Origin of the sequence: Streptomyces sp. NPDC051180, assembly GCF_040689545.1 — a bacterium.
GTDB lineage: Bacteria > Actinomycetota > Actinomycetes > Streptomycetales > Streptomycetaceae > Streptomyces.
On sequence record NZ_JBFBBC010000001.1, the window covers coordinates 121,319 to 142,725 of the forward strand.

General features: G+C 72.0%; 21 protein-coding genes. 15 read left to right on the forward strand and 6 right to left on the reverse strand.

The genetic code is table 11. The features are described 5' to 3' along the window. Positions 1–128 precede the first annotated feature (128 nt). The gene (locus AB0424_RS00630; protein WP_366301064.1) at positions 129–1,343 is read left to right on the forward strand and encodes an acyl-CoA dehydrogenase family protein; all 1,215 of its coding nucleotides are present in this window, start codon (positions 129–131) and stop codon (positions 1,341–1,343) included. 19 nt (positions 1,344–1,362) lie between these two features. Here AB0424_RS00630 and AB0424_RS00635 read toward each other — a convergent pair whose 3' ends face one another. Both AB0424_RS00635 and AB0424_RS00640 read right to left on the reverse strand, forming a co-directional pair. Beyond that, a complete protein-coding gene (locus tag AB0424_RS00635; RefSeq protein WP_366301066.1) occupies positions 1,363–1,539 on the reverse strand; it encodes a hypothetical protein in 177 nt (58 codons plus the stop codon). Positions 1,540–1,803: 264 nt separating this feature from the next. Next, complete coding sequence (locus AB0424_RS00640) at positions 1,804–2,298, reverse strand: VOC family protein (RefSeq protein ID WP_366301068.1); 495 nt, start codon at positions 2,296–2,298, stop codon at positions 1,804–1,806. A 144-nt stretch (positions 2,299–2,442) separates the two neighbouring features. Here AB0424_RS00640 and AB0424_RS00645 point away from each other — a divergent pair, with 144 nt between their 5' ends. Further along, positions 2,443–3,822: a cytochrome P450 gene (locus tag AB0424_RS00645; RefSeq protein WP_366301070.1), complete on the forward strand. Its 1,380-nt coding sequence runs from the start codon at positions 2,443–2,445 to the stop codon at positions 3,820–3,822. Positions 3,823–3,876: 54 nt separating this feature from the next. Here AB0424_RS00645 and AB0424_RS00650 read toward each other — a convergent pair whose 3' ends face one another. The 4 genes from AB0424_RS00650 to AB0424_RS00665 all read right to left on the reverse strand — a co-directional run bounded on the left by AB0424_RS00650 (position 3,877) and on the right by AB0424_RS00665 (position 8,714). Further along, the gene (locus AB0424_RS00650) at positions 3,877–5,085 is read right to left on the reverse strand and encodes a helix-turn-helix domain-containing protein (protein ID WP_366301071.1); all 1,209 of its coding nucleotides are present in this window, start codon (positions 5,083–5,085) and stop codon (positions 3,877–3,879) included. Positions 5,086–5,301: 216 nt separating this feature from the next. Further along, the gene (locus AB0424_RS00655; RefSeq protein WP_366301072.1) at positions 5,302–6,246 is read right to left on the reverse strand and encodes a hypothetical protein; all 945 of its coding nucleotides are present in this window, start codon (positions 6,244–6,246) and stop codon (positions 5,302–5,304) included. Between the two features lie 65 nt (positions 6,247–6,311). After that, a complete protein-coding gene (locus tag AB0424_RS00660; RefSeq protein ID WP_366301074.1) occupies positions 6,312–7,949 on the reverse strand; it encodes a DUF6801 domain-containing protein in 1,638 nt (545 codons plus the stop codon). 129 nt (positions 7,950–8,078) lie between these two features. Beyond that, a complete protein-coding gene (locus AB0424_RS00665) occupies positions 8,079–8,714 on the reverse strand; it encodes a hypothetical protein (protein ID WP_366301076.1) in 636 nt (211 codons plus the stop codon). A gap of 580 nt (positions 8,715–9,294) precedes the next feature. On the opposite strand from AB0424_RS00665, the gene AB0424_RS00670 reads away from it, so the two are divergent. From AB0424_RS00670 to AB0424_RS00730, 13 genes are read left to right on the forward strand one after another with little or no spacing between them, the layout of a single operon-like run. Beyond that, positions 9,295–10,308, forward strand: a complete 1,014-nt coding sequence (locus AB0424_RS00670; protein ID WP_366301079.1) for an ATP-binding cassette domain-containing protein — start codon at positions 9,295–9,297, stop codon at positions 10,306–10,308. Then, positions 10,305–11,069 (forward strand): ABC transporter permease, encoded by a 765-nt coding sequence (locus tag AB0424_RS00675; protein WP_030316734.1) that lies wholly within the window; start codon positions 10,305–10,307, stop codon positions 11,067–11,069. The genes AB0424_RS00670 and AB0424_RS00675 overlap by 4 nt, the downstream gene beginning before the upstream one ends. Before the next feature lie 2 nt (positions 11,070–11,071). Next, the gene (locus tag AB0424_RS00680) at positions 11,072–11,878 is read left to right on the forward strand and encodes an ABC transporter permease (protein WP_030316736.1); all 807 of its coding nucleotides are present in this window, start codon (positions 11,072–11,074) and stop codon (positions 11,876–11,878) included. A 1-nt stretch (position 11,879) separates the two neighbouring features. Further along, positions 11,880–13,133 (forward strand): MCE family protein, encoded by a 1,254-nt coding sequence (locus AB0424_RS00685; protein ID WP_366301081.1) that lies wholly within the window; start codon positions 11,880–11,882, stop codon positions 13,131–13,133. Next, entirely contained in the window at positions 13,130–14,185 is a 1,056-nt protein-coding gene (locus tag AB0424_RS00690) for an MlaD family protein (protein ID WP_366301082.1), read from the forward strand. The genes AB0424_RS00685 and AB0424_RS00690 overlap by 4 nt, the downstream gene beginning before the upstream one ends. Beyond that, on the forward strand, positions 14,182–15,228 hold the full coding sequence (locus AB0424_RS00695) for an MCE family protein (RefSeq protein ID WP_366301083.1): 1,047 nt from the start codon (positions 14,182–14,184) through the stop codon (positions 15,226–15,228). The genes AB0424_RS00690 and AB0424_RS00695 overlap by 4 nt, the downstream gene beginning before the upstream one ends. Continuing rightward, entirely contained in the window at positions 15,228–16,268 is a 1,041-nt protein-coding gene (locus AB0424_RS00700; protein ID WP_366301084.1) for an MCE family protein, read from the forward strand. Before AB0424_RS00695 ends, AB0424_RS00700 begins: the two co-directional genes overlap by 1 nt. Then, the gene (locus AB0424_RS00705) at positions 16,265–17,476 is read left to right on the forward strand and encodes an MCE family protein (RefSeq protein ID WP_366301086.1); all 1,212 of its coding nucleotides are present in this window, start codon (positions 16,265–16,267) and stop codon (positions 17,474–17,476) included. Before AB0424_RS00700 ends, AB0424_RS00705 begins: the two co-directional genes overlap by 4 nt. Then, the gene (locus AB0424_RS00710; protein WP_366301087.1) at positions 17,473–18,747 is read left to right on the forward strand and encodes an MlaD family protein; all 1,275 of its coding nucleotides are present in this window, start codon (positions 17,473–17,475) and stop codon (positions 18,745–18,747) included. The genes AB0424_RS00705 and AB0424_RS00710 overlap by 4 nt, the downstream gene beginning before the upstream one ends. Further along, entirely contained in the window at positions 18,744–19,259 is a 516-nt protein-coding gene (locus tag AB0424_RS00715) for a hypothetical protein (protein WP_366301090.1), read from the forward strand. Before AB0424_RS00710 ends, AB0424_RS00715 begins: the two co-directional genes overlap by 4 nt. Continuing rightward, on the forward strand, positions 19,256–20,008 hold the full coding sequence (locus AB0424_RS00720; RefSeq protein ID WP_366301091.1) for a hypothetical protein: 753 nt from the start codon (positions 19,256–19,258) through the stop codon (positions 20,006–20,008). The genes AB0424_RS00715 and AB0424_RS00720 overlap by 4 nt, the downstream gene beginning before the upstream one ends. 26 nt (positions 20,009–20,034) lie before the next feature. After that, positions 20,035–20,577 (forward strand): nuclear transport factor 2 family protein, encoded by a 543-nt coding sequence (locus AB0424_RS00725; RefSeq protein WP_366301093.1) that lies wholly within the window; start codon positions 20,035–20,037, stop codon positions 20,575–20,577. A gap of 46 nt (positions 20,578–20,623) precedes the next feature. Then, positions 20,624–21,382: a hypothetical protein gene (locus AB0424_RS00730; RefSeq protein WP_366301094.1), complete on the forward strand. Its 759-nt coding sequence runs from the start codon at positions 20,624–20,626 to the stop codon at positions 21,380–21,382. Positions 21,383–21,407 lie beyond the last annotated feature (25 nt).

A 21,407-nucleotide genomic window follows, 5' to 3' on the forward strand; every position in this document is an offset into this window, starting at 1 on the left:
TGTCGCAACGTAACACCCGGCCGGGTGCGGACGCCGGTCGGGCCGAAGTGCTCCGCTGCTGGTTGACAGCCCCTACCGACCGGTAACAGACTGGTGTTACCGCAAGTAACATAACGCTGGGAGGGCACATGGGCGAGTTCGCGCTCGAACTGAACGAGGACCAGAAGCAGGTCCGCGACTGGCTGCACGGATTCGCCGCCGACGTGATGCGCCCCGCGGCCGCCGAGTGGGACGAGCGCGAGGAGACCCCCTGGCCCATCATCCAGGAAGCCGCCAAGCTCGGAATCTACTCCCTCGACTTCTACGCCCAGCAGTTCTTCGACCCGACCGGTCTCGGCATCCCGATGGCGATGGAGGAGCTCTTCTGGGGCGACGCCGGCATCGCCCTCTCCATCGTCGGCACCGGCCTCGCCGCCGTCGGCGTCCTCGCCAACGGCACCGAGGAGCAGATCGGCACCTGGGTGCCCCAGATGTACGGCGACGCGAACGACGTCAAGGTCGCCGCCTTCTGCTCCTCCGAGCCCGACGCCGGCTCGGACGTCGCCTCCATGCGCACCCGCGCCGTCTACGACGAGGCCAAGGACGAGTGGGTCCTCAACGGCACCAAGACCTGGGCGACCAACGGCGGCATCGCCAACGTCCACGTCGTCGTCGCGGTCGTCGACCCGGAGCTGGGCTCCAAGGGCCACGCCTCCTTCATCGTGCCCCCGAACACGCCCGGCCTCTCCCAGGGCCAGAAGTTCCAGAAGCACGGCATCCGCGCCTCCCACACCGCCGAGGTCGTCCTGGAGGACGTCCGCGTCCCCGGCCACTGCCTCCTCGGCGGCAAGGCGAAGCTCGACGAGCGCCTCGCCCGCTCCCGCGAGAAGGCCAAGGCGGGCGGCGAGCGCGTGAAGAACGCCGCCATGGCCACCTTCGAGGCGTCCCGCCCCGCGGTCGGCGCCATGGCCGTCGGCACCGCGCGCGCCGCCTACGAGGTCGCCCTGGACTACGCGAAGACCCGCGTCCAGTTCGGCCGGCCCATCATCGAGAACCAGGGCGTCGCCTTCCAGCTCGCCGACATGGCCACCCAGATCGACGCCGCCCGGCTCCTCGTCTGGCGCGCCTCCTGGATGGCGACCGCGGGCAAGCCCTTCACGGCCGCCGAGGGCTCCATGTCCAAGCTCTACGCCAGCGAGGTCGCCAAGAAGGTCACCGCCCAGGCCATCCAGATCCTCGGCGGCAACGGCTACACCCGCGAGTACCCGGTCGAGCGCATGCACCGCGACGCCGCGATCTACACCATCTTCGAGGGCACCAGCGAGATCCAGCGGATGGTCATCAGCCGGGCCATCGCGAAGTAGCGGGCCGGCGGCGTGCGGGTCAGGCGGCGAGCTCCTGCTCGGCCCGCATCGCGGCTTCCCAGGCGAGGAGCAGCCGACCGTATTCCTCGCGACCGGCCGCGGACAGGGCGCCGTTGCCCAGGAGGGCGCGGATCCGGCAGTTGATGACGGCGGGATCGGCGGTCTGGGGGTCGGTGGTCTCACGGCGGTCGAGCATGGGGCAAGCCTACGAGGCCGCACTGACAGTGGATGACGCTCAGGTGTCGCTCCGGGAGCGGTGCGTACACGAAGCGTGGTCGTGCGGGAAGGCCGGGGCGTGCGGCCTGCGCGAATGCTGGCGGCGCGGCTCCGGGCAGGGTCACGTACAGCCACACTCGTGACCAACCACACATGATCGGACGCGTGGTCCTGTGCGGTTGTGCGGCGGGTCGGCCGGGGTTCCGCGGCCGGTCCGGATCCCGGACCGGCCGCGGACCTCCGCTCAGACCAGGCAGAACTCGTTGCCCTCGGGGTCCTGGAGGACGACCGCGTAGTAGTCCATGCCGCCCGGCTCGTCCATGGCGTAGAGGACGGTGGCGCCGAGAGCGGTCAGACGGGCGACCTCGCCGTCCACGCGGGTGCGCCGCAGGGCCAGGGGGACGTCGCGCCCGCCGCCGACCTTGAGGTCGAGGTGGACGCGGTTCTTGACGGTCTTGGGCTCGGGGACGCGCTGGAACCAGACGCGGGGACCCACGCCGACGGGGTCCACGATGGACTCCGGCAGCTCGCCGGCGTCGTCGCCCAGCTCGTCCTCGGGGACGCCGATCGCCTCCCAGTACGCCCGCCACGTCGCGTGGCCGGCCGGCGGCGGATCGGGGACGTACCGCAGGGCCTCCAGCCAGAAGGGGACCAGGCGCTGGGGGTCGGCGCAGTCGATGGTGAGCTGCAGGGTCGGCTCGGGTCGTTCGGCCTGCTCGGCCGGTTCGGGTCGCTCCATGCGACGAGCCTGTCAGAGGCCACTGACAACCGAACGATTCGAGCCAACAGGCCACATTCGGTCCACTGTTCGGGCGGCCCTCCCCGCAGGTCGCCCGCCGGGGGCAGAATCGGCCCGCAGGTGACGATCGAGGGGGAACCGTCCATGACCACCACCACCACCACCGCGACCGAAGCGCCCCGCCTGCCGGGGCATCCGCTGTTCGGCTCGATGTCGGACCTCAGGAAGGACTCCCTGGGAACCTTCCTGCGGGCCCGGCGCGAGCTCGGCGACGTCGTGCGGTTCACCGCGGGGCCGCCCGGCGTCCGCGCCACCGTCTACGGCGTCTTCTCCGCCGAGGGCGCCCAGCAGATCCTGGCCGGGGAGTCGGCCAACTTCCGCAAGGACAACGCCTTCTACCAGGAGATCCGCGAGTCCTTCGGCAACGGACTGCTCACCAGCCAGGACGAGGACTACCTCCGCCAGCGCCGGCTGGTCCAGCCCCTCTTCACCAAGCGCCGCGTCGACGGGTACGCCGCGGCCGTCGCGGCCGAGGTCACCACCCTGACCGGCGAGTGGGAGGCCGGCGCCGCGGAGTCCGTCGACGTCCTGGACGAGATGACCCGCCTCGCCCTGCGCGCCGTCGCCCGCATCCTCTTCGGCACCGACGTCGACACGGCCGTCGAGATCGTCGAGCAGAGCTTCCCCCAGCTCGGGGAGTACGTCCTGAGCCGCGGCTACTCCCCGCTCAAGGTCCCCCGCGACTGGCCCACCCCCGGCAACCGCAGGGCCGCCGCCGTCCACGAGGCGCTCTACGCGGTGTGCGACCGGATCATCGCCGAGCGACGGGCGGCCGACCGCGCCCCCGGCGACGGGGACGACCTCCTCACCCTGCTCGTCGAGGCCGAGAGTGCGGAGGACGGCAGCTTCGACGCGACCGAACTGCGCGAGCAGGTCCTCGTCTTCCTGCTCGCCGGCCACGAGACCACCGCCACGTCCCTCGGCTTCGCGCTCCACCTGCTCGGCAGGCACCCGGAGGTGCAGAAGCGGGCCCACGAGGAGATCGACCGGGTGCTCGCCGGCCGTACCCCCGGCGCCGCCGACCTCGACGCGCTGCCCTACGTGACCCAGGTCCTCAAGGAGGCCATGCGGCTCTTCCCGGCCGCCCCGGTCATCGGCCGCCGCGCCGTCGCGGCCACCGAGGTCGGCGGAGTCGTCATCCCGGCCGGTGCGGACGTCATCGTCGCCCCGTGGGTGACCCACCGGCACCCCGCGTACTGGGAGGACCCGGAGCGCTTCGACCCGGACCGCTTCACCCCCGAGGCCGAGGCGGCCCGACCCCGCTACGCCTGGTTCCCCTTCGGCGGTGGCCCCCGCGCCTGCATCGGCCAGCACTTCTCGATGCTGGAGTCGGTCATCGCCCTGGCGATGATCCTCCAGAAGTACGGCTTCGAGGCCGTCGACACCGAGGTGCCCGTCGGCTCCGCCATCACCCTCACGACGGCCGGCCCGGCCCGCTGCCGCCTCACGCCCAGGACGGCGTAGGCGGACTCGTCCCCTGGTGCGGGCCGCGTCGCGCACGCGCGTCCGCGGCCCGGCTCAGTCCGTCCGCCTCCCGCCGAGGTGGAGTGCGCGCAAAGCCGCTTCGAGGGCGAACCGGTGGTCGGGGTCGAGGAGCCGGTCGCCGAAGTGGCTGTCCAGGTTGCGCAGCCGGTAGCGGACCGTCTGCGCGTGCACGCCGAGCATCTCGCCGACCTGCTCGGCGGGCCCCCGGGTGGAGATGTGGACGCGCAGGGTCTCGATCAGCCGGTCGCGCCGCGTGCCGGACAGCTGGTCGAGCGGGGCGAGTTCGCGCCGGGCGAGCTGGGTCATCAGCGCCGGGTCGGACAGGAGCCACAACGTTGTCAGGTGGTCCTCGCACTGCACGAGGGGAGCGTCGGCGACGACGCCGTCGTCGATGAGCTGCAGGACGCGCCGGGCCCAGCGGATGGAGTGCGCGGCCTGGGCCGGCGGCACGGTCAGTCCGACGACGGCGGAGGTGCCGGCGAGGGCGGAGCCGAGCATCGCGCGGCGGTCGGCGCTCAGGGGGCCGGGGACGAGCAGATACGGCTGGGGAAGGCTGAGGTCCGCGAGGACGTCCCGGTCGAGCCCCGCCTGGACGCGTTCGACGAGCGGCGGGCGGAGGGCGACCAGGGTGCACTCGGCGGGGAGCTGCCAGGAGGCGTCCCGGCACAGCTCGGCGAGGGTCGCCCGGGGCAGCGGCGGGCCGGCGACGACCAGGTGGAGTAACTGTCTTCGCAGGGCGGCCACGTCGGACACCGCGCGGTTCTGGACCATGACGTAGCCCTCGCGGGACAGGGCCTCCAGTTCGTCGACGTAGGCGAACAGGGCGTCCGCGAAGGCGAGGATCAGGGTGGGGGAGAGGTTGTACGTACGCCCGATGATCTTGGCCCGGCGCAGGGCGACGCGCGCGCCCAGGCGGTAGGCGCCCAGTAACGTGTCGAGGTCGCGCCCCTCGTACGCCTCCACGCGGCCGAACTTGCGGAGCAGTTCGTCCCTGAGGGCCGAGTTCGTCCCGGGGTCGGCGACCCGCTCCACGAAGGCGGCGAGCGCCTGTTCCACACCCTGGCGGATCGCGTCCGAGTGCGGCCCGTTGAAGAGATGGGCGTACACGGGGTAGGTCCGCTGGACCTCGATGCCGATCTCCTTGATGAGGCCGGGGATCTCCGGCCTCATCAGGGCGGCGAACTCCCTGGGGAGCGGTTCGAGCGGTTCACCGATGTCCGGCGACTGGGCGATTGCGGGCATGAACCGATCCCTTGCTCTCCTGCGCGACCGGTGGGGGAGCGACGGTGCGGAGCCCAGCCTGGCGGGGTGGGCGCCGCCTGGGTCGTCAGGTGCGTACCAACGTGATTCGTCGAAGCTAGGTCAACTGCTGTGTGGTGTACACACGTTGCGCAAGAGTTGGCGTGCCGGAGGGGTACGCGCTTACCTAGTAGGCCGGGAATCGACCCTGGATGGCTGTTACCGGACGGCCGAGTGCCAGTTGCGGGAGAGGGTCCTGCCGGCGTCGGGGGCGGCGAGACCGGGGGCGAAGAGGCCCGTCAGGTGGGTCTGGGTGTTGTTGAGGGTGAGGCTGTTCTTCCCGGCGGCCGAGGGGAGCCCCGTCTTGAGGTTGATGGCCGCGTCGATCAGGCCGAACCAGCCGAGGCCGCAGCCGCTGGCGCCGGGGACGGCGAAGGTCTTGTCGCTCTGGGTGGAGCCGAGGATGTTGAGGCGGCTCATGTCGCCCTCCTCGTTCGGGGAGCCGTCGCCGTTGAAGCGCTCGACGCCGAAGTCGGGCGAGGTGAGGTTGCTCGGGCGCAGGATGATCGGGTTGGCCTTGGTCCCGATGTAGCAGTTGCTGCCCAGGAAGGGGTTCTCCAGGCGGATGCGGACCGGGATGGAGACGATCGGCTTGTCGGTGAGGACGCCGGCGATCTGGTCGAAGTCGGAGGGCGTGCCGACCGACTCCATGGTCGCGGTGATCTTGTTGAGCTTGGCGTCGGTCAGCTGCCGGCAGATGTCGCTGATGAACGGGATGTCGCTGGGACACATCAGTCCGAGGAGGCCGCCGGGGACATTGGCCGGGGCGGCGATGAGCGCGCCGTCGGCCGGGGCGGTGACGGTGCTGGTGCCGTCGGAGTTCTGGACGACGCCGATCTGGAGGTTGGTGTTGCCGGTCGGCACGGTGGTGTTGCCCAGCTTGATCGAGCCGCTGGTGGAGTAGGAGACGACGCACTGGGGCGAGGTGTCGAGACCGTCCGAGGCGAGCATGGCCCCCGCGTCGACGGGGCAGCGGGTGGACGGCCCCCAACCGCCGTTCAGCTGGGGGTTGCCGGCCGTCGCCGTGCCGATGGAGGCGAAGGCGCCGAGCGCCGTCAGGGCGGAGAGCGTGGCGAGGCGCGTGCGGGAGGAGACGAGGGGCATGACGATGCCTTTCGTTGAGGGGGGGATGCGGGGTGCGAGGCGGGCCGTGGAGCGGGTGCGCGGGCTCAGCGCTCGGGCCTGGGGACCACGTACGGCTGGCGGTCCGCGGTGCACTGGCCCTCGGTGGGCACCTCCACGCCCACCGCGCAGGTCTGGCCCTGGATCTGCCTGATGTGGTTGCCGGGCCCGGAGATGGAGGCGGTGAGGAGGCGGTCGAGGTTCTCGCCGGCGACGCCGCATCCCTTGAACGCGGGGATCGTCACCTCGCCGGTGAGCGGGCCACCGCTGGTGAGGACGTAGCCGGTGGCGTCGGTGCCGTTGAGGAGCTGGCCCTTGCCGAGCAGCACCAGGTGGTCACCCGGGTACTTGGCGGGCTGGGGCTCGGGGGAGGAGAGCGGCGTGGCCGTGCGGCAGTCGGGGCCGACGGCCAGCGGGGTGCCGTTGACCTCGACGTCCAGCACCCGCAGGACGAGGGGCACCCGGACGTAGGTCTCGGCGATGTTGTCGGGGAAGACGAGGAGGACGTCCGACTCGACGGTCAGGGGTCCTGCCTGCTCCAGCACCAGGGTCGCCGTGGTGGGAGCGAAGCCGAAGGTCAGGAAGGTGGACCTGAAGGGCGGGGACTGCTTGCGCCCCTGGTACAGGAGGGAGCCCTCCGACTTCTGGAGCAGGTGCAGGGTGCCGTCCGGGCGGAAGTCGATCACCGGCTCGCCCTGTTCGAGCTGGACGCAGGACACCGGGATGAGCGAGGCCCCGTCGAGCTTGCGCACGTTGGAGTAGCCGGTGATGTACGCGGAGAGCGAGGTCGAGGTCGGCTTCTCGGTGACACAGGGCGGTGCCTTCGGGCGGTCGGCGGTCGCGCCGGGCGCGTGCCCGGTGGCCACCCTCGGGCCCCTGCCGGCGTCCGTGGCGGATCCCGGATCCCGTGCCCCGGTCGTCCCCGCCGTCTCCCGGCCTGCCGGGGCCGACGGCTGCCCGGAGGGGCCGGCCGAGGCCGACGCCGAGGAGGAGGGCGGGGGCGAGGAGGGGGCGGTCGGGGGAGCGGACGGCGTGCCGGGACTCGGGGTGCCGGTGGAGCCCGTCGTGACGGGGATCCCGGCGAGCAGCGTCCGGCCCTCCGCGTCAGGTCCTGGGACGCAGCTGACGGAGAGGGACGCCGGACCGGTGGGCGTGCCGTCGGCCTTGCTCGGGGCCAGGCCGACGGCGAGGGCTCCGGCGTCGAGGGTCAGGTCGCCGGCGGTCCCCGTCGTGAGCGCGGGGACGTCGCCGGTGCTCGTGAGCGTGAGCGGCCCTTCGGCGGGGACGGCGGCGGGCCGGGCCGTGCCGCGCCATGTGACGTCCGTGCGCGCGCCGTTCTGGCCCACGCCGACCGTGAGCGTCGTCTCCGCCCGTACCGTGGCGGCCTCGAGGGCGGTGAGTTCGGCCGCGACCGCGGCGGGGAGTTCCAGTGTCGTGCTGACGTCGGTCGCCTCGATCGTCTCGCCGACGGTCGCCCGGTCGGGGACGGTCGCCCTGATCCGTACCGTCGCGGTCTGCGGGCCCGAGGGCAGGGTGCAGAGGTAGGGGAGCCGGGTGTCGACCTCGTGCGAGCCGAGGGCCACGGCCGCCGCGGGGAGAAGGGGGGCGAGTGCCACGAGTGCGGCGATCGCCGCGCCGCGCGTCCGGGCGCGGGTGGGCCGCTGGGCGGCTCGCTGGCCTCTCATCTGTGCTCCGCTCGGATTGTGCGCGCGAGCGTCGTGGGCGCGGGCGCGAAGGGAGGACCGTCGGGGGCGCGGACGGCCCGCGTCCGCCCGGCCGGGGTCGCCGGCCGGGCGGACGCGGGCTCTCGCGGCCTACGGGTTGGAGCCGACGATCGTCGGGATGGTGGTCGAGTTGGCCACCTTGACCAGGTAGTCGCCCTTGAAGAGCGGCTTGGCGCCGACCGGGACGGCGGAGCCGCAGTTGGTCGAGGAGACGACGGTGAGCTCGCCGGTGACGCTGTTGACCGCCAGCTTGCCCGTCGAGTTGGTGTACGTGCCGGACGCCTTGCCCGTCACGCGGAAGACGCAGGCGCCGACCGTCACCTTGGCGTCGACGTTGCCGACGTAGCCCTTGGTGACCCCGGTCCCGGCGGTGTAGTCCTGCGCCACCACGGTCCACGGGGTGGTCGCGACGGTGGTGACGTTGCCCAGGACGCTGGTGCAGGGAGCGCCGGTGGCGCCGAAGGCGATGGCGCTGATGGAGGCGACGGTCGCCGGGTTGCCGGTGGCGCTCGCCATGGTGCCCGAGGCGTTCGACTTCGTACACGTCATGGCGATGCCGTTGACGCTCAGCACGACGTTGCCGCTGTTGACCGCGGTGAAGCTGGCGGGCGTCGGGTTGACCGTCCATACCGTCGAGGGCACGGCCGAGGCGGGGCCGGCGGCGAGGGCGAAGGCGGCGGTGGCCGCACCGGCGACGACGGCGAAGTGTGCGATCTGCTTCTTCATGGGTCCCGGACTCTCCTTGGGGATTGACCAGCTGAGGGTGCGACCGCGGTGGGGGAGCGGCCGGCGGCCCGGTATTTCTCGGCCGCGAAACCTGACGTTACTTGCGAGAAACTTAGCTGAACAATGGCGCAGTCCATGATTCTTTGAAGAAGACTAATTGCCTGTCAAGCGGGTGAGCGGTGGCCGGAATCGCCTTGGTTCCGCGGTGCGCAATGTCGACAATTATGATCGATCAGGGATGGCTGGATTCGGCATTGCTCTCCCCGGTGACAAGCGCCGAAAGGGAATTGTCTCCCGACTGATAAACGCCCCGCCCTCGGCAGCCTGTCGCCGAAAACTCCGGATCCGGTATTGCCGCAGGAGGTTACTCGGCCGTAACGTTCCCCCGGCGGCCACCAGAGTCGCAGGTCGGCCCGCACGTGTGTCTCCGTCGAGACAAAGTCGCACCCAGGCTTTGTCTCCGCGGTGACAAATACAGAAGCGGATCAAGGATTTTGCGCCACGCCTCTTGTCCAAGTGATCCGCACCGACTTAACGTGCGCCCGCGGCGCACCCCCGACGCACGCTTGCTGGAGGTGGGATGGGAATCGAAGTGGTCGTTGAGGGTCTGACCATGTCCTTCGGCAAGCAGAATATCTGGCAGGACGTGACCCTGACCTTGCCGGCCGGAGAGGTGAGCGTGATGCTCGGCCCTTCCGGTACCGGGAAGACGGTCTTCCTGAAATCGCTCATAGGGCTGCTCAAACCCCAGCAGGGCCGTGTCCTCATCAATGGTGTCGACATGGTGAGCAGCCCGGAACGGGACATCTACGAGACCCGGAAGCTCTTCGGCCTCATGTTCCAGGACGGAGCCCTCTTCGGCTCCATGACCCTCTTCGACAACATCGCCTTCCCGCTGCGCGAGCACACCCGCAAGCGGGAGTCCGAGATCCGGCGCATCGTCATGGAGCGGATCGAACTCGTCGGCCTGCTGGGCGCGGAGGGGAAGCTGCCGGGCGAGATCAGCGGCGGCATGCGCAAGCGCGCCGGCCTCGCCCGCGCCCTGGTCCTCGACCCGCAGATCGTCCTCTGCGACGAACCGGACTCCGGGCTCGACCCGGTCCGCACCGCCTATCTGTCACAGCTGCTCATCGACCTCAACGCCCGCATCGACGCGACGATGCTGATCGTCACCCACAACCTGGACATCGCCGCCACCGTCCCCGACAACATGGGGATGTTCTTCCGGCGCGGCCTCGTCACCTTCGGCCCCCGCGAGGTCCTCCTCACCAGCGACGAACCGGTCGTCACCCAGTTCCTCGCCGGCCGCAGGGAAGGCCCCATCGGCATGTCCGAGGAGAAGGACGCCGCCCTGCTCGCCGCCGAGATGGACAACCCCGCCCACCACCCGGCGGCGCCCCGCGTCATCGTCCCGCAGCTCGAACCCTCGCCCGGCCTCCCGCCGCGCGCGGCGGTCGGACGCAGGCGCGAGCGCGTCCTCGCCATGCTCGACCGGCTGCCGCACGCCGCCCAGGCCGCCATCCGCGACACCTACGCCAGGGACGCGGCGTACACCCTGCCCCAGCGGCAGCGGACCACCGGGAGCGGCTCGTGATCACCGGCGCGCTGCGGCAGACCGGCCGGCTCTTCGCCCTCGCCGCCGAGGTGACCCGGGCCGTCTTCCGGCGCCCCTTCCAGTTCCGGGAGTTCGTCGAGCAGTTCTGGTTCGTCGCCAGCGTCACCATCCTGCCGGCCGCGCTCGTCTCCATCCCGTTCGGCGCCGTGATCGCCCTCCAGGTGGGTTCGCTCACCCAGCAGCTGGGGGCCCAGTCGTTCACCGGCGGCGCCAGCGTCCTGGCCGTCATCCAGCAGGCCAGTCCCCTCATCGTCGCCCTCCTGATCGCCGGCGCCGGCGGCTCCGCCATCTGCGCCGACCTCGGCTCCCGCAAGATCCGGGAGGAGCTCGACGCGATGGAGGTCATGGGCGTCTCGCCCGTGCAGCGGCTGGTCGTCCCGCGCGTCCTCGCCACCATGGCGGTCGCCGTCCTGCTCAACGGGATGGTCTCCGTCGTCGGCACGCTCGGCGGCTACTTCTTCAACATCATCCTCCAGGGCGGCACCCCCGGCGCCTACCTCTCCAGCTTCTCCGCCCTCGCCCAGCTCCCCGACCTCTACATCAGCGAACTCAAGGCGCTGATCTTCGGGTTCATCGCCGGCATCGTCGCCGCCTACCGGGGACTCAACCCCCGCGGCGGCCCCAAGGGGGTCGGCGACGCCGTCAACCAGTCCGTCGTCATCACCTTCATGCTGCTGTTCTTCGTGAACATGGTGCTGACGGGCATCTACCTGCAGATCGTCCCGCCGAAGGGAGGCTGAGCATGGCCTCCCCGTTCGTCTGGCTCGACCGGTCCGGTGACCAGCTCCTGTTCTACGTCAAGGCCCTGCTCTGGGTCCCGCGGACCCTGCGCCGCTACCTCAGGGAGGTGCAACGCCTGCTCGCCGAGGTCGCCTTCGGCTCCGGTGGCCTCGGCGTCATCGGCGGCACCATCGGCGTCATGATCGCGATGACGCTCTTCACCGGAACCGTCGTCGGCCTCCAGGGCTACGCCGCCCTGGAGCAGATCGGCACCGCGGCCTTCACCGGCTTCGTCTCCGCCTACTTCAACACCCGCGAGATCGCCCCGCTCGTCGCCGGGCTCGCCCTCTCCGCGACCGTCGGCGCCGGATTCACCGCCCAGCTCGGCGCCATGCGCATCAACGAGGAGGTCGACGCCCTCGAAGGCATGGGCATCCGCTCCATGCCGTACCTCGTCACCACCCGCATCATCGCCGGCGTCGTCGCCATCGTCCCGCTGTACGCGATCGGCCTGCTCTCCTCCTACCTCGCCTCGCGCTATGTGACGGTCCTGTTCAACGGACAGTCACAGGGCACGTACGACCACTACTTCAACCTCTTCCTGTCACCGACCGACGTCCTGCTCTCGGTGCTGAAGGTGCTGATCTTCAGCGTGATGGTGATCGTCGCCCACTGCTACTACGGCTTCCGCGCCTCCGGCGGCCCCGCCGGCGTCGGCATCGCGGTCGGCCGCTCCGTACGCAACGCCATCGTGCTGATCAGCGTGACGGACTTCTTCCTGTCGCTGGCCCTCTGGGGCGCGACCACGACCGTGAAGGTGGCGGGGTGAGATGAGCGACTCACGTGCCGAGACCCTGCGCCGCCGGTTCGCCGGCGTGGTCTTCCTCCTGGTGCCCGCCCTGCTCGCCTGGCTCGCGATCGCCGTCTACGACAAGAAGTTCACCGACTCCGACCCGATCGTCGTCGAGACCGGCAGCGTCGGCAACGAGATGCACCTCGGCGCCGAGGTCAAACTCCGCGGGGTCGTCATCGGCGAGGTCCGCGCCATCGACGCCACCGACGGCGGCGCCCGGCTCACCCTCGCCATGCGCCCCGGAACCCTCCGCCACGTGCCGTCCGACGTCCGCGCCCAGATGCTGCCCACCACCCTCTTCGGCGAACGGTTCGTCGCCCTCGTCCCGCCCGGGAACTCGACGGCCGAGCCGCTGGGCCCCGGCGCCGTCATCCCCGAGGACCGCTCCGGCAACGCCGTCGAACTCCAGCAGGTCCTCGACAACGTCCTGCCCCTGCTCACCGCCGTCCAGCCGCAGAAGCTCTCGGCCACCCTGTCGGCCGTCTCCCGGGCCCTGGAGGGGCGCGGCGACAAGCTCGGTGACACCCTCGCCCAGCTCGACGCCCACCTCCGGGAGTTCAACCCCCACCTGCCCGCCCTCACCCGCGACCTGAAAGAACTCGTGAAGGTCAGCCACCTCTACGCCGACGTCGCACCGGACATCGTCACGGCGCTCACCGACTTCACCACCACCAGCGGCACCCTCGCCGAGAAGGAGGCCGACCTCGCCGGCGCCCTCGGCTCCGCGACCTTGACGGCCCGGGACCTGACCGCGTTCCTGCGCCAGAACAAGGACAACATCATCCGGCTCAGCGCCGCCGGCCGTCCCACGGTGGAGCTGCTCGCCGAGTACGCGCCCTCCTTCCCCTGCACCCTGCGCACCCTCGCCCAGTTCGTACCGGCCATGGACAAGGCCCTCGGCAAGGGAACGAACCAGCCGGGACTGCACGTCGACGTCACCACGGTGCCCTCACGCGGCGCGTACGTGCCGGGTCGTGACACACCGTCGTACGGCTCCGGCGGCGGCCCGCGCTGCTACCCCGTCCCCTACCTCGGCATCCCGGTCGCCCCCGCCGTCCGGGCCTCCGCCGCCGCCGACCAGGACCTCGGCCCCGCCAACTCCCCGCAGGAGAACGACCTCGTCAACGAACTCCTCGCCCCCGGGGCGCGGAAGCGGCCGGGCGACCTCCCGGACTGGAGCAGCACGCTCGTCGGCCCGGCGTTCCGCGGCGCGGAGGTGACCCTCCGATGACGAGGACTCCCCACCCCACCCGCCGACGCGGACTGACCGGCACGCTCCTGAAGTCCCTCGCCTTCGTCCTGGTCACGGCGCTGGCCACCACCCTCCTCGGCCTCAGCATCGCCAACACCGGCGTCGGCACCGCCACCCGCTCCTACAAGGCGCTGTTCACCGACGTCACCGGGCTCGTCGAGGGCGACTCCGTGCGCATCGCCGGAGTGAAGGTCGGCGAGGTGACCGAGGTGCGCGTCGTCGAACGGCGCACCGCCCAGGTCACCTTCTCGGTCCGCGAGGACCGCTCCGTGCCCCGCTCGGCGACCGCCGCCGTGAAGTACCTCAACATGGTCGGGCAGCGGTACGTCTCCCTCGGCCGGGGCAGCGGCGACCTGACCGGCACCCTGCACGACGGGGACACCATCCCGCTCGACCGCACCACCCCCGCCCTGGACCTCACCCTCCTCTTCAACGGGTTCAAGCCGCTCTTCGAGGGCCTCTCGCCCGCCGACGTCAACGACCTCGCGGGATCGCTCGTGCAGGTCCTCCAGGGCGAGAGCGGCACCGTCGACAGCCTGATGCGCCACATCGGCTCCCTCACCAGGACCGTCGCCGCCAAGGACCAGGTCATCGGCCAGGTCGTCACCCACCTCAACACCGTCCTCACCACCCTCAACAACCGCGAGGCGGCCTTCGGCGACCTCGTCGTCACCCTCCGGAAACTCGTCACCGGCTTCAACGCCGACCGCAAACCCCTCGGCGAGGCGGTCCAGGCCATCGGAGACCTCACCACGACGACCGCCGGACTCTTCCAGGAGGCGCGGGCCCCCCTCAAGAAGGACATCCGCGAACTCGGCCGGCTCTCCGGCACCCTCGGCGAGCACACCCCCGCCATCGAGGCGTTCCTGGCCCGCACCCCCGCCAAGATGACCGCCCTGGCCCGGCTCTCCTCGTACGGATCGTGGTTCAACCTCTACCTCTGCGAGGCGCGCGTGACCGGCGTGGGAACCTCCGACGGATCGAAGCCGCCGACCGGAATCGCCGTGACCGAACCGAGGTGTCGCGGATGAGCCCCCGTCCCCGGCTCAAGCCGGTGAAGGAGCGCAACCCGATCGCCGTCGCCGTCGCGGGCCTGCTGCTCCTCGCCCTGGTGGCCGCCCTCGCCTTCAACGTGGAGCGGCTGCCCCTCGTCGGCGACGACACCACCTACAGCGCCGACTTCTCCGAGGCCGCCGGACTCGACGCCGGCGACGAGGTCCGCATCGCCGGCGTCAAGGTCGGCAAGGTCACCGAGGTCTCCCTCGACGGAGCCAAGGTCAAGGTGACCTTCGAGGTCGGCGACGCCTGGGTGGGCGACCGCTCCACCGCCGCCATCGCCATCAAGACCCTCCTCGGCGAGAAGTACCTGGCGCTCGACCCCCTGGGTTCCGAGCGGCAGGACCCGGGAACCCGCATCCCGCAGTCGCGCACCACCTCCCCGTACGACGTCACCCAGGCATTCCAGGACCTCAGCGGCACCGTCGACGCCATCGACACCGCCGGACTCGCGAAGAGCTTCCAGACGATCTCCGACACCTTCAGGAACTCGCCGCCGCACGTCCGCAACGCCGCCACCGGCCTCTCCGAGCTGTCGAAGTCCGTCTCCAAGCGCGACACCGAACTCGCCCGGCTCCTGGCCGGCAGCAGGAAGTTCACCAAGACCCTCGAGAACAAGAAGTCCAGCTTCGAGACCCTCATCGAGGACGGCGGTTCCCTCCTCGGCGAGCTCCAGAAGCGCCGCGACGCCATCCGGGCCCTCCTCAAGGGGAGCAGGGCGCTCGGCACCGAACTCGGCGGCGTCGTGAGCGACAACGACCGGCAGCTCGGCCCCACCCTCAAGGCCCTCGGCCGCGTCACCGAGGTCCTGGAGAGGAACAGCGGCCGGCTCGACCGGACCCTCGCGCTGGTCGGCCCGTACTACCGGCTCGTCGGCAACACCCTCGGCAGCGGCCGCTGGTTCGACAGCTACCTGTGCGGCGTGGTGCCCCGCACCTACCTGCCCGAGACCTCGCAGCCCACGACCGGATGCCTGCCGCCGCGACAGAAGGCGACGGCCAAGGGGAGCGGTGAATGATGACCAGACCCAGAAGATCCCTCGTCACCGGGCTCGCCCTCGTCCTGCTCGCCGCCTGCGGTCTCGTCGCCGTCCGCGTCCTCGACGACGACAGCACCAGGATCACCGCCTGGTTCGACCGGACGGTCGGCATCTACGCGGGCTCCGACCTGCGCGTCCTCGGCGTCCGCGTCGGAGAGGTCGAGTCCGTGGAGCCGCAGGGCACCCGGGTGCGCGTCCGGCTCCTCCTCGACGAGGGCGTCCGCGTCCCCGCCGACGCCCGGGCCCTCATCGTCGCCCCCAGCATCGTCGCCGACCGGTACGTGCAGCTCACCCCCGCGTACAGCACCGGCCCCACTCTCGCCGACGGCGCGGAACTGCCCGCCGCGCGCAACCGCACCCCCGTCGAGATCGACCAGCTCTACGACTCGATCACCGAACTGAGCCGGGCACTGGGACCGGACGGTGCCAACTCCACCGGGGCCCTGTCCGAACTCCTCGACACGGGCGCGAAGAACCTCAAGGGCAACGGCACGTCCATCGGAACCTCCATCAAGGAGTTCGGCAAGGCCGCCAAGACCCTCGACGGCAGCAGCGAGGACCTCTTCGCCACCCTCGGCCAGCTCCAGACCTTCACCACCATGCTCAAGGACAAGGACGGCGACGTCCGCACCGCGCAGGAACGCCTCGACGAGGTCGTCGGCTACTTCGCGGAGAACAAGGACGACCTCGCCGGCGCCCTCAAGGAACTCGGCAGGGCACTCGTCAAGGTCAAGGCGTTCATCAAGGACAACCGCGGCGAACTGAAGAAGAACATCGACCGCCTCGTCCCCCTCACCCAGACCCTCGTCGACCAGCGCGCCTCGCTCGCCGAAGCCCTCGACGTCGCCCCGCTCGCCGCCGCCAACGTCGTCAACGCGTACAACAAGGACACCGGCACCCTCGACGGCCGCGCCAACCTCAACGAGATCAGCCTGGGCGGACCGCTGCTCCCGCTGCCGGTGACCGGCGGCTCCGCCTCGGCCGGCGGCTCCCCGGCGACCACCGGAGGGAAGCGATGAGACGCCCCACCCCGCCGACCCGGCGCGCCGCCGGAGCCGGAGCCCTCGGAGCGATCGCGCTCGGCGTCGGGCTCGCCGTCGTCCTCGGCGTGACCCCGGGCAACCCCCTCCGGTTCGACGGCATCGAGGACCTGCCGCTGCCCGGCGGCGCCGACCTCGGCTCCCGCCCCTACACGGTCACCGCCGAACTCGACGACGTGCTCAGCCTCGCCCCGCAGTCCGCGGTGAAGGTCAACGACGTCGCCGTCGGCCGCGTCACCGCCATCGAGCTCGGGACGACCGACACCTGGTCCGCCCGCGTCACCCTGAAGATCAACGGCGACGTCCGGCTGCCCGCCGGCGCCGGCGCCCGCCTGGAACAGTCCAGCCTCCTGGGCGAGAAGTACATCCAGCTCGTCGCCCCGCCGAAGGACGACGGCGGACGGCTCACCGACGGCAGCGTCATCCCGCTCGCCCGCACCAGCCGCAACACCGAGGTCGAGGAGGTCTTCGGCGCGCTCTCCCTGCTCCTCAACGGCGGCGGCGTCAACCAGCTCAAGACCATCACCCGCGAACTCAACGCGGCGCTCGGCGGACGCGAACCCGAGGTCCGCTCGATGCTCCGGCGGGTCGACACCCTCGTGACGACCCTGGACGCCCACCGCGGCGACATCACCCGTGCCCTCGACGGCCTCAACCGGCTCACCGCCACCCTCGCCGGCCGCAAGAAGGACGTCGACACGGTCCTCACCGGACTCTCGCCCGGCCTCAAGACCCTGGAGAGCCAGCGGGGTTCCCTGCTGACCATGCTGCGCGCCCTGGACACCCTGTCCGGGGTCGCCGTCACCACCATCGACGCCAGCAGGAAGGACATGGTCGCCGACCTCAAAGCCCTCGCGCCCACCCTCACGGCACTGGCCGACGCCGGTTCCGACCTGCCCGAATCGCTCCAGGTACTGCTCACGTACCCCTTCACCGACGAGGTGCTGCGGGGCGTCAAGGGCGACTACCTCAACACCTATCTGCACCTCGCCGCCGCCCCGGGAACGCAGGTGATCCCGCCGTTGATCCCCAGGGCCGAGCCCACGCCCACCCCCGCACCCACCCCGCCCGAGCCGGACCCCGGCGCCCGCCGGGGAACCGGGGCGAGCGGCGGCCTCCCCCGCACGGACCCGCCGCTGCCACTGCCCCCGGCCACCCCGCCGAAGGACGGAGGGGAGACCCGGTGATCACCCGTACCGTACGACTCAAGAACCTCGCCTTCCTCGTCATCGCGGTCCTCGTCCTCGGCTTCGTCGGCGTCCGCTACGCCGACCTCGGCCGCTACGCCGGCGTCGCCGACCACTACACCGTGCGGGTCCACCTCGCCCGCACCGGCGGCCTGTTCACCCACTCCGACGTCACCTACCGGGGCGTCTCCGTGGGACGCGTCGGAGACATCGACCTGACCGCCGAAGGCGTCGTGGCCGAACTGCGCATCAAGAAGTCCGCCCCCAGGATCCCCGCCGACGCGCGGGCCGTGGTCGCCGGGCTCTCCGCCGTCGGCGAGCAGTACATCGACCTGCGCCCCGAGAGCGACGGCGGGCCCTACCTCGCCGACGGCGCCCGCATCGAACAGGCCGACACCCAGGTACCCGCACCGGTCACCGACGTGCTCGCGAGCATGAACGACCTCACCGGCTCCGTCCCCCTGGAGTCCCTGCGCACGGTCGTCGACGAACTCGGCAAGGCGTTCCAGGGACACGGCGACGACCTCCAGGCCCTCCTCGACAGCGGCAGCCGGTTCGTCCAGGCCGCCGACCACGCGCTGCCGGCCACCACCCGGCTCATCGACGACGGGGAGGTCGTGCTGCGCACCCAGGCCGAGGAGAGCCGCGCCATCCGGGACTTCGCCACCGGCGCGCGCACCCTGGCCACCACGCTGAAGGGATCCGACGGCGACCTGCGCCGCCTCCTCGCCGTCACTCCCGACGCCACCGGCCAGGTCAGCGGGCTCCTGCGCGATCTCGACCCGAGCCTCGGCGTCGTCCTGGCCAACCTCCTCACCACCTCCGAGATCGCCGTCACCCGGCAGCGCGGCATGGAGGAACTGTTCGTGAAGTTCCCGGCGGCCGCGGCGGCGGGAGCCACCGCCGTCCAAGGAGGCCGGATGAACTTCGGCATGGCCGTCACCTTCTTCAAGCCCCTGCCCTGCACCTCGGGATACGGCGCCACGCGCTACCGCAACGGGCTCGACCTGGGAACCGCACCCGCCCTCAACACCGGTGCCGCCTGTACGGGATCGGCCGCGGCCGGGGTCAACGTACGGGGCTCGGCGCACGCGCCCAAGGGCGGCGCCGTCCCCGTGCCGGCCCGGCCCGGGTCCCTGCCGTCGGGCGGCGCGACCACCACGACGCACACCCGGCAGACCCTGCCCGGCGCGCTCGCGCTTCCGGGCCAGAACGGCGGGCCGACCGACATGGCCGGCCTCCTCGGCCTGCGCACCGGGGGCACCCGATGAGGCGGGGCCGGCTCCTGGGCGCCGGAGCCCTCGTCGTCGCCCTGGGCTTCTGCGGCACCGGAGCCTGGACCTACGCACAGGCCCGCACCGACGAAGCACTCGCCTTCGGCCGGGAGCGGGACACGGCGCTCACCGAGGGCCGCGACCGCCTCACGGTCCTCAACTCCCTCGACGCCTCGACCCGCGAGCACGCCGAAGCGGGCATCCGGGCCTGGCGCGACGCGTCCACCGGACCGCTCCGCACCGAACTGGGGCGCACCGCACCCGCCGTGGGCGCCTCGGCGCGCGCCACGGTCACCGAGGCCGCCCTCACCGCGCTCGACGCGAGAGCCGGTACGGCGAAACTCATCGCGACCGTCCGCGTCGACGTCACCCCGCGCGGAGGCGGCGCCGCGACCACCGACCGCAAGCGCCTGGAGGCCGTCCTGAACCGCACCGGCGAGAACACGTGGAAGGTCGCGGCGCTGAGCGCGGTGCCCGTCGCCGGGGCCGAGGAGAGCGAGGACGAATGACGCGACTCCTGCGCAGGGCCGCGAACGCCCGGTCGGCCGAGCCCGTCACCGACGGGGGAGGGGCGGCGGAGCGACCGGAGGAACCGGCCGCCGCGACGACGAAGGCCGAGGCCGACGCCGCGGCCGAGACCCCTGTCGAGGGCGAGTCGGCGGTCGCGGACGGGGACGACGACGTCGACGCAGTGGCCGTGGACGGCCCCGAGGTCTCCACGGCGGTCGCCGCCCGCCCCTTCGCCGTCACCTGGCGGAGGGCCGCCCTCGCGGCGGCCGTCGCCGTCCTGCTGCTCGCCGGGAGCGCCTTCTTCCACGGCGCCCACCGGCTTCGGTCCACCCCCGCGGCGCGCAACACGGCGCTCACCGACGCCGGGGCCACCGCCCGCGTCGGCGGCGACGTCGGCGAGGGCCTCGCCCGGATCTTCTCCTACACGCCCACGAGCGACGACGCCGTCGAGCGTTCCGCCGGAACCGTCCTCGCCGGGCGCGCGGCCCGCCAGTACACGGACCTCTTCGCCCAGGTCCGCGCGCAGCTCGTCGAGCAGCGCATCACCCTCAGCACCCGGACCGTCCGCACCGGCGTGATCGAACTCGCCGGGGACAGCGCGCGCCTCCTCGTCTTCCTCGACCAGACCTCGCGCCGGGACGACGCACGTCAGGGCAGGGCGACCGTCACGTCCGCCGCGGCCCAGCTCACCGTCACCGCGACCTTCCGGGGAGACCGGTGGCTGATCGTCGACATCAAGGCCCGCTGACCATGAGCGGGAGACGGGAGCACCCCATGACACGACCGGTCCGCACCCCGGCGGGCATCCGACCGGCCCTGGCCGTGGCCCTCGCGCTCACCCTCGCCGCGGGTGCCTCCGCGGCCTGGACCGGCCGGGACTGGTACGCCGCCGCCCACGACGACTCCGCCGCGTACGCCGTGCAGCGCGACGAGGCGCTCGCCGCCGGGGAGCAGGCCGTGCAGAACCTCAACACCCTGGACCACCAGCGGGTGGAGCAGGGCCTCGACCTCTGGGAGTCCTCCACGACCGGCGAACTGCACAAGCAACTCGTCCAGGGGCGCGCGGAGTTCACCGGCCAGGTGCGGGCCGCGCGGACGGTGACCACCGCCCGGGTGCTGTCCGGGGCCGTCACGGAACTCGACGACCGGGCGGGACGGGCCCGACTGCTCGTCGCCCTGCGCATCACCGTCACCACGCCCGACAGCAAGAGCACGGACAAGGACAGCCGCATGCTCGGCGAACTCACCCGCACCGACGGCCACTGGAAACTCAGTGCGCTGGGGCAGGCCCCGGTGGGCGGCACGGCGGTCGGCTGACCGGGCCGTACCGCGACAGCCGCCCGCACCCGAAAGGACACGCACGATGCCGACGCCCCGCCACCACCTCAACCGCCAGCGCCGCCGCCAGGCCGCCCTCGCCGACCGGCAGGCCCCCGGCGGCCGGCTCCGTACGCCCGCGGGTGTGCTCACGGAACCCGCCCCGAGGACCGGGGAACGACCGGCGGCGAAGCCCCCGCGGGAGACTCCCGCCGGTCCGAAGGGGGAGACGGGGGCCCGTGCGAGGGCCGGCGGCCGGAAGGGCGGCCGCGTCCCGCTCGCCGTCCTGTGCGCCCTGACGCTTCTCCTCGGCGGCTTCGCCGGGCTGGCGTACGGCAGGGCGGCCGAACTCCGTGGCGACCCGGCGCGCGCCAACACCGCGCTCACGGACCTCGCCCGCACCAGCGAGCTGAAGGGGCAGACGGGCGCCGCCGTCGCGGCGCTGTTCTCGTACGACCACGCCGACACCGCACCCTTCGAACGGGCCCGCACGACGCTCCTCACGGGCAAGGCCGTCGCCCAGCACCGGACGCTGCTGGGCGGGGTGCTCGCCAAGGCGGCCCAGCAGAAGACGGTGATCACCACGACCGTCACCGACAGCGCGGTGGAGCGGATCGACGGCGACCGTGCCCGCGTCCTGGTCTACGCCGACCAGAGCAGCGTGAGCACCGCCGGCCGGCCGGCGAAGGGCACGGCGGCCACGGCCGCGGACCAGGGCGTCTACGCGGGCGCGATGTTCGCCGTGGACGTCGTGCGCCGCGACGGTCGCTGGATCGTCGAGAACATCGACACCTTCGGCCGCTGACCCGGGCCGGAGGAGCCGGCCCGGG

Bases quoted from the DNA above. Each gene is read 5' to 3' on its own strand.
- AB0424_RS00645 (WP_366301070.1), top strand. From the start codon at position 2,443: ATGACCACCACCACCACCACCGCGACCGAAGCGCCCCGCCTGCCGGGG.
- AB0424_RS00725 (WP_366301093.1), top strand. From the start codon at position 20,035: ATGACACGACCGGTCCGCACCCCGGCGGGCATCCGACCGGCCCTGGCC.
- AB0424_RS00670 (WP_366301079.1), top strand. From the start codon at position 9,295: ATGGGAATCGAAGTGGTCGTTGAGGGTCTGACCATGTCCTTCGGCAAG.
- AB0424_RS00695 (WP_366301083.1), top strand. From the start codon at position 14,182: ATGAGCCCCCGTCCCCGGCTCAAGCCGGTGAAGGAGCGCAACCCGATC.
- AB0424_RS00700 (WP_366301084.1), top strand. From the start codon at position 15,228: ATGACCAGACCCAGAAGATCCCTCGTCACCGGGCTCGCCCTCGTCCTG.
- AB0424_RS00690 (WP_366301082.1), top strand. From the start codon at position 13,130: ATGACGAGGACTCCCCACCCCACCCGCCGACGCGGACTGACCGGCACG.
- AB0424_RS00685 (WP_366301081.1), top strand. From the start codon at position 11,880: ATGAGCGACTCACGTGCCGAGACCCTGCGCCGCCGGTTCGCCGGCGTG.
- AB0424_RS00630 (WP_366301064.1), top strand. From the start codon at position 129: ATGGGCGAGTTCGCGCTCGAACTGAACGAGGACCAGAAGCAGGTCCGC.
- AB0424_RS00640 (WP_366301068.1), bottom strand. From the start codon at position 2,298: ATGGAGCGACCCGAACCGGCCGAGCAGGCCGAACGACCCGAGCCGACC.
- AB0424_RS00715 (WP_366301090.1), top strand. From the start codon at position 18,744: ATGAGGCGGGGCCGGCTCCTGGGCGCCGGAGCCCTCGTCGTCGCCCTG.
- AB0424_RS00720 (WP_366301091.1), top strand. From the start codon at position 19,256: ATGACGCGACTCCTGCGCAGGGCCGCGAACGCCCGGTCGGCCGAGCCC.
- AB0424_RS00680 (WP_030316736.1), top strand. From the start codon at position 11,072: ATGGCCTCCCCGTTCGTCTGGCTCGACCGGTCCGGTGACCAGCTCCTG.
- AB0424_RS00660 (WP_366301074.1), bottom strand. From the start codon at position 7,949: ATGAGAGGCCAGCGAGCCGCCCAGCGGCCCACCCGCGCCCGGACGCGC.
- AB0424_RS00730 (WP_366301094.1), top strand. From the start codon at position 20,624: ATGCCGACGCCCCGCCACCACCTCAACCGCCAGCGCCGCCGCCAGGCC.
- AB0424_RS00635 (WP_366301066.1), bottom strand. From the start codon at position 1,539: ATGCTCGACCGCCGTGAGACCACCGACCCCCAGACCGCCGATCCCGCC.
- AB0424_RS00655 (WP_366301072.1), bottom strand. From the start codon at position 6,246: ATGCCCCTCGTCTCCTCCCGCACGCGCCTCGCCACGCTCTCCGCCCTG.
- AB0424_RS00650 (WP_366301071.1), bottom strand. From the start codon at position 5,085: ATGCCCGCAATCGCCCAGTCGCCGGACATCGGTGAACCGCTCGAACCG.
- AB0424_RS00705 (WP_366301086.1), top strand. From the start codon at position 16,265: ATGAGACGCCCCACCCCGCCGACCCGGCGCGCCGCCGGAGCCGGAGCC.
- AB0424_RS00665 (WP_366301076.1), bottom strand. From the start codon at position 8,714: ATGAAGAAGCAGATCGCACACTTCGCCGTCGTCGCCGGTGCGGCCACC.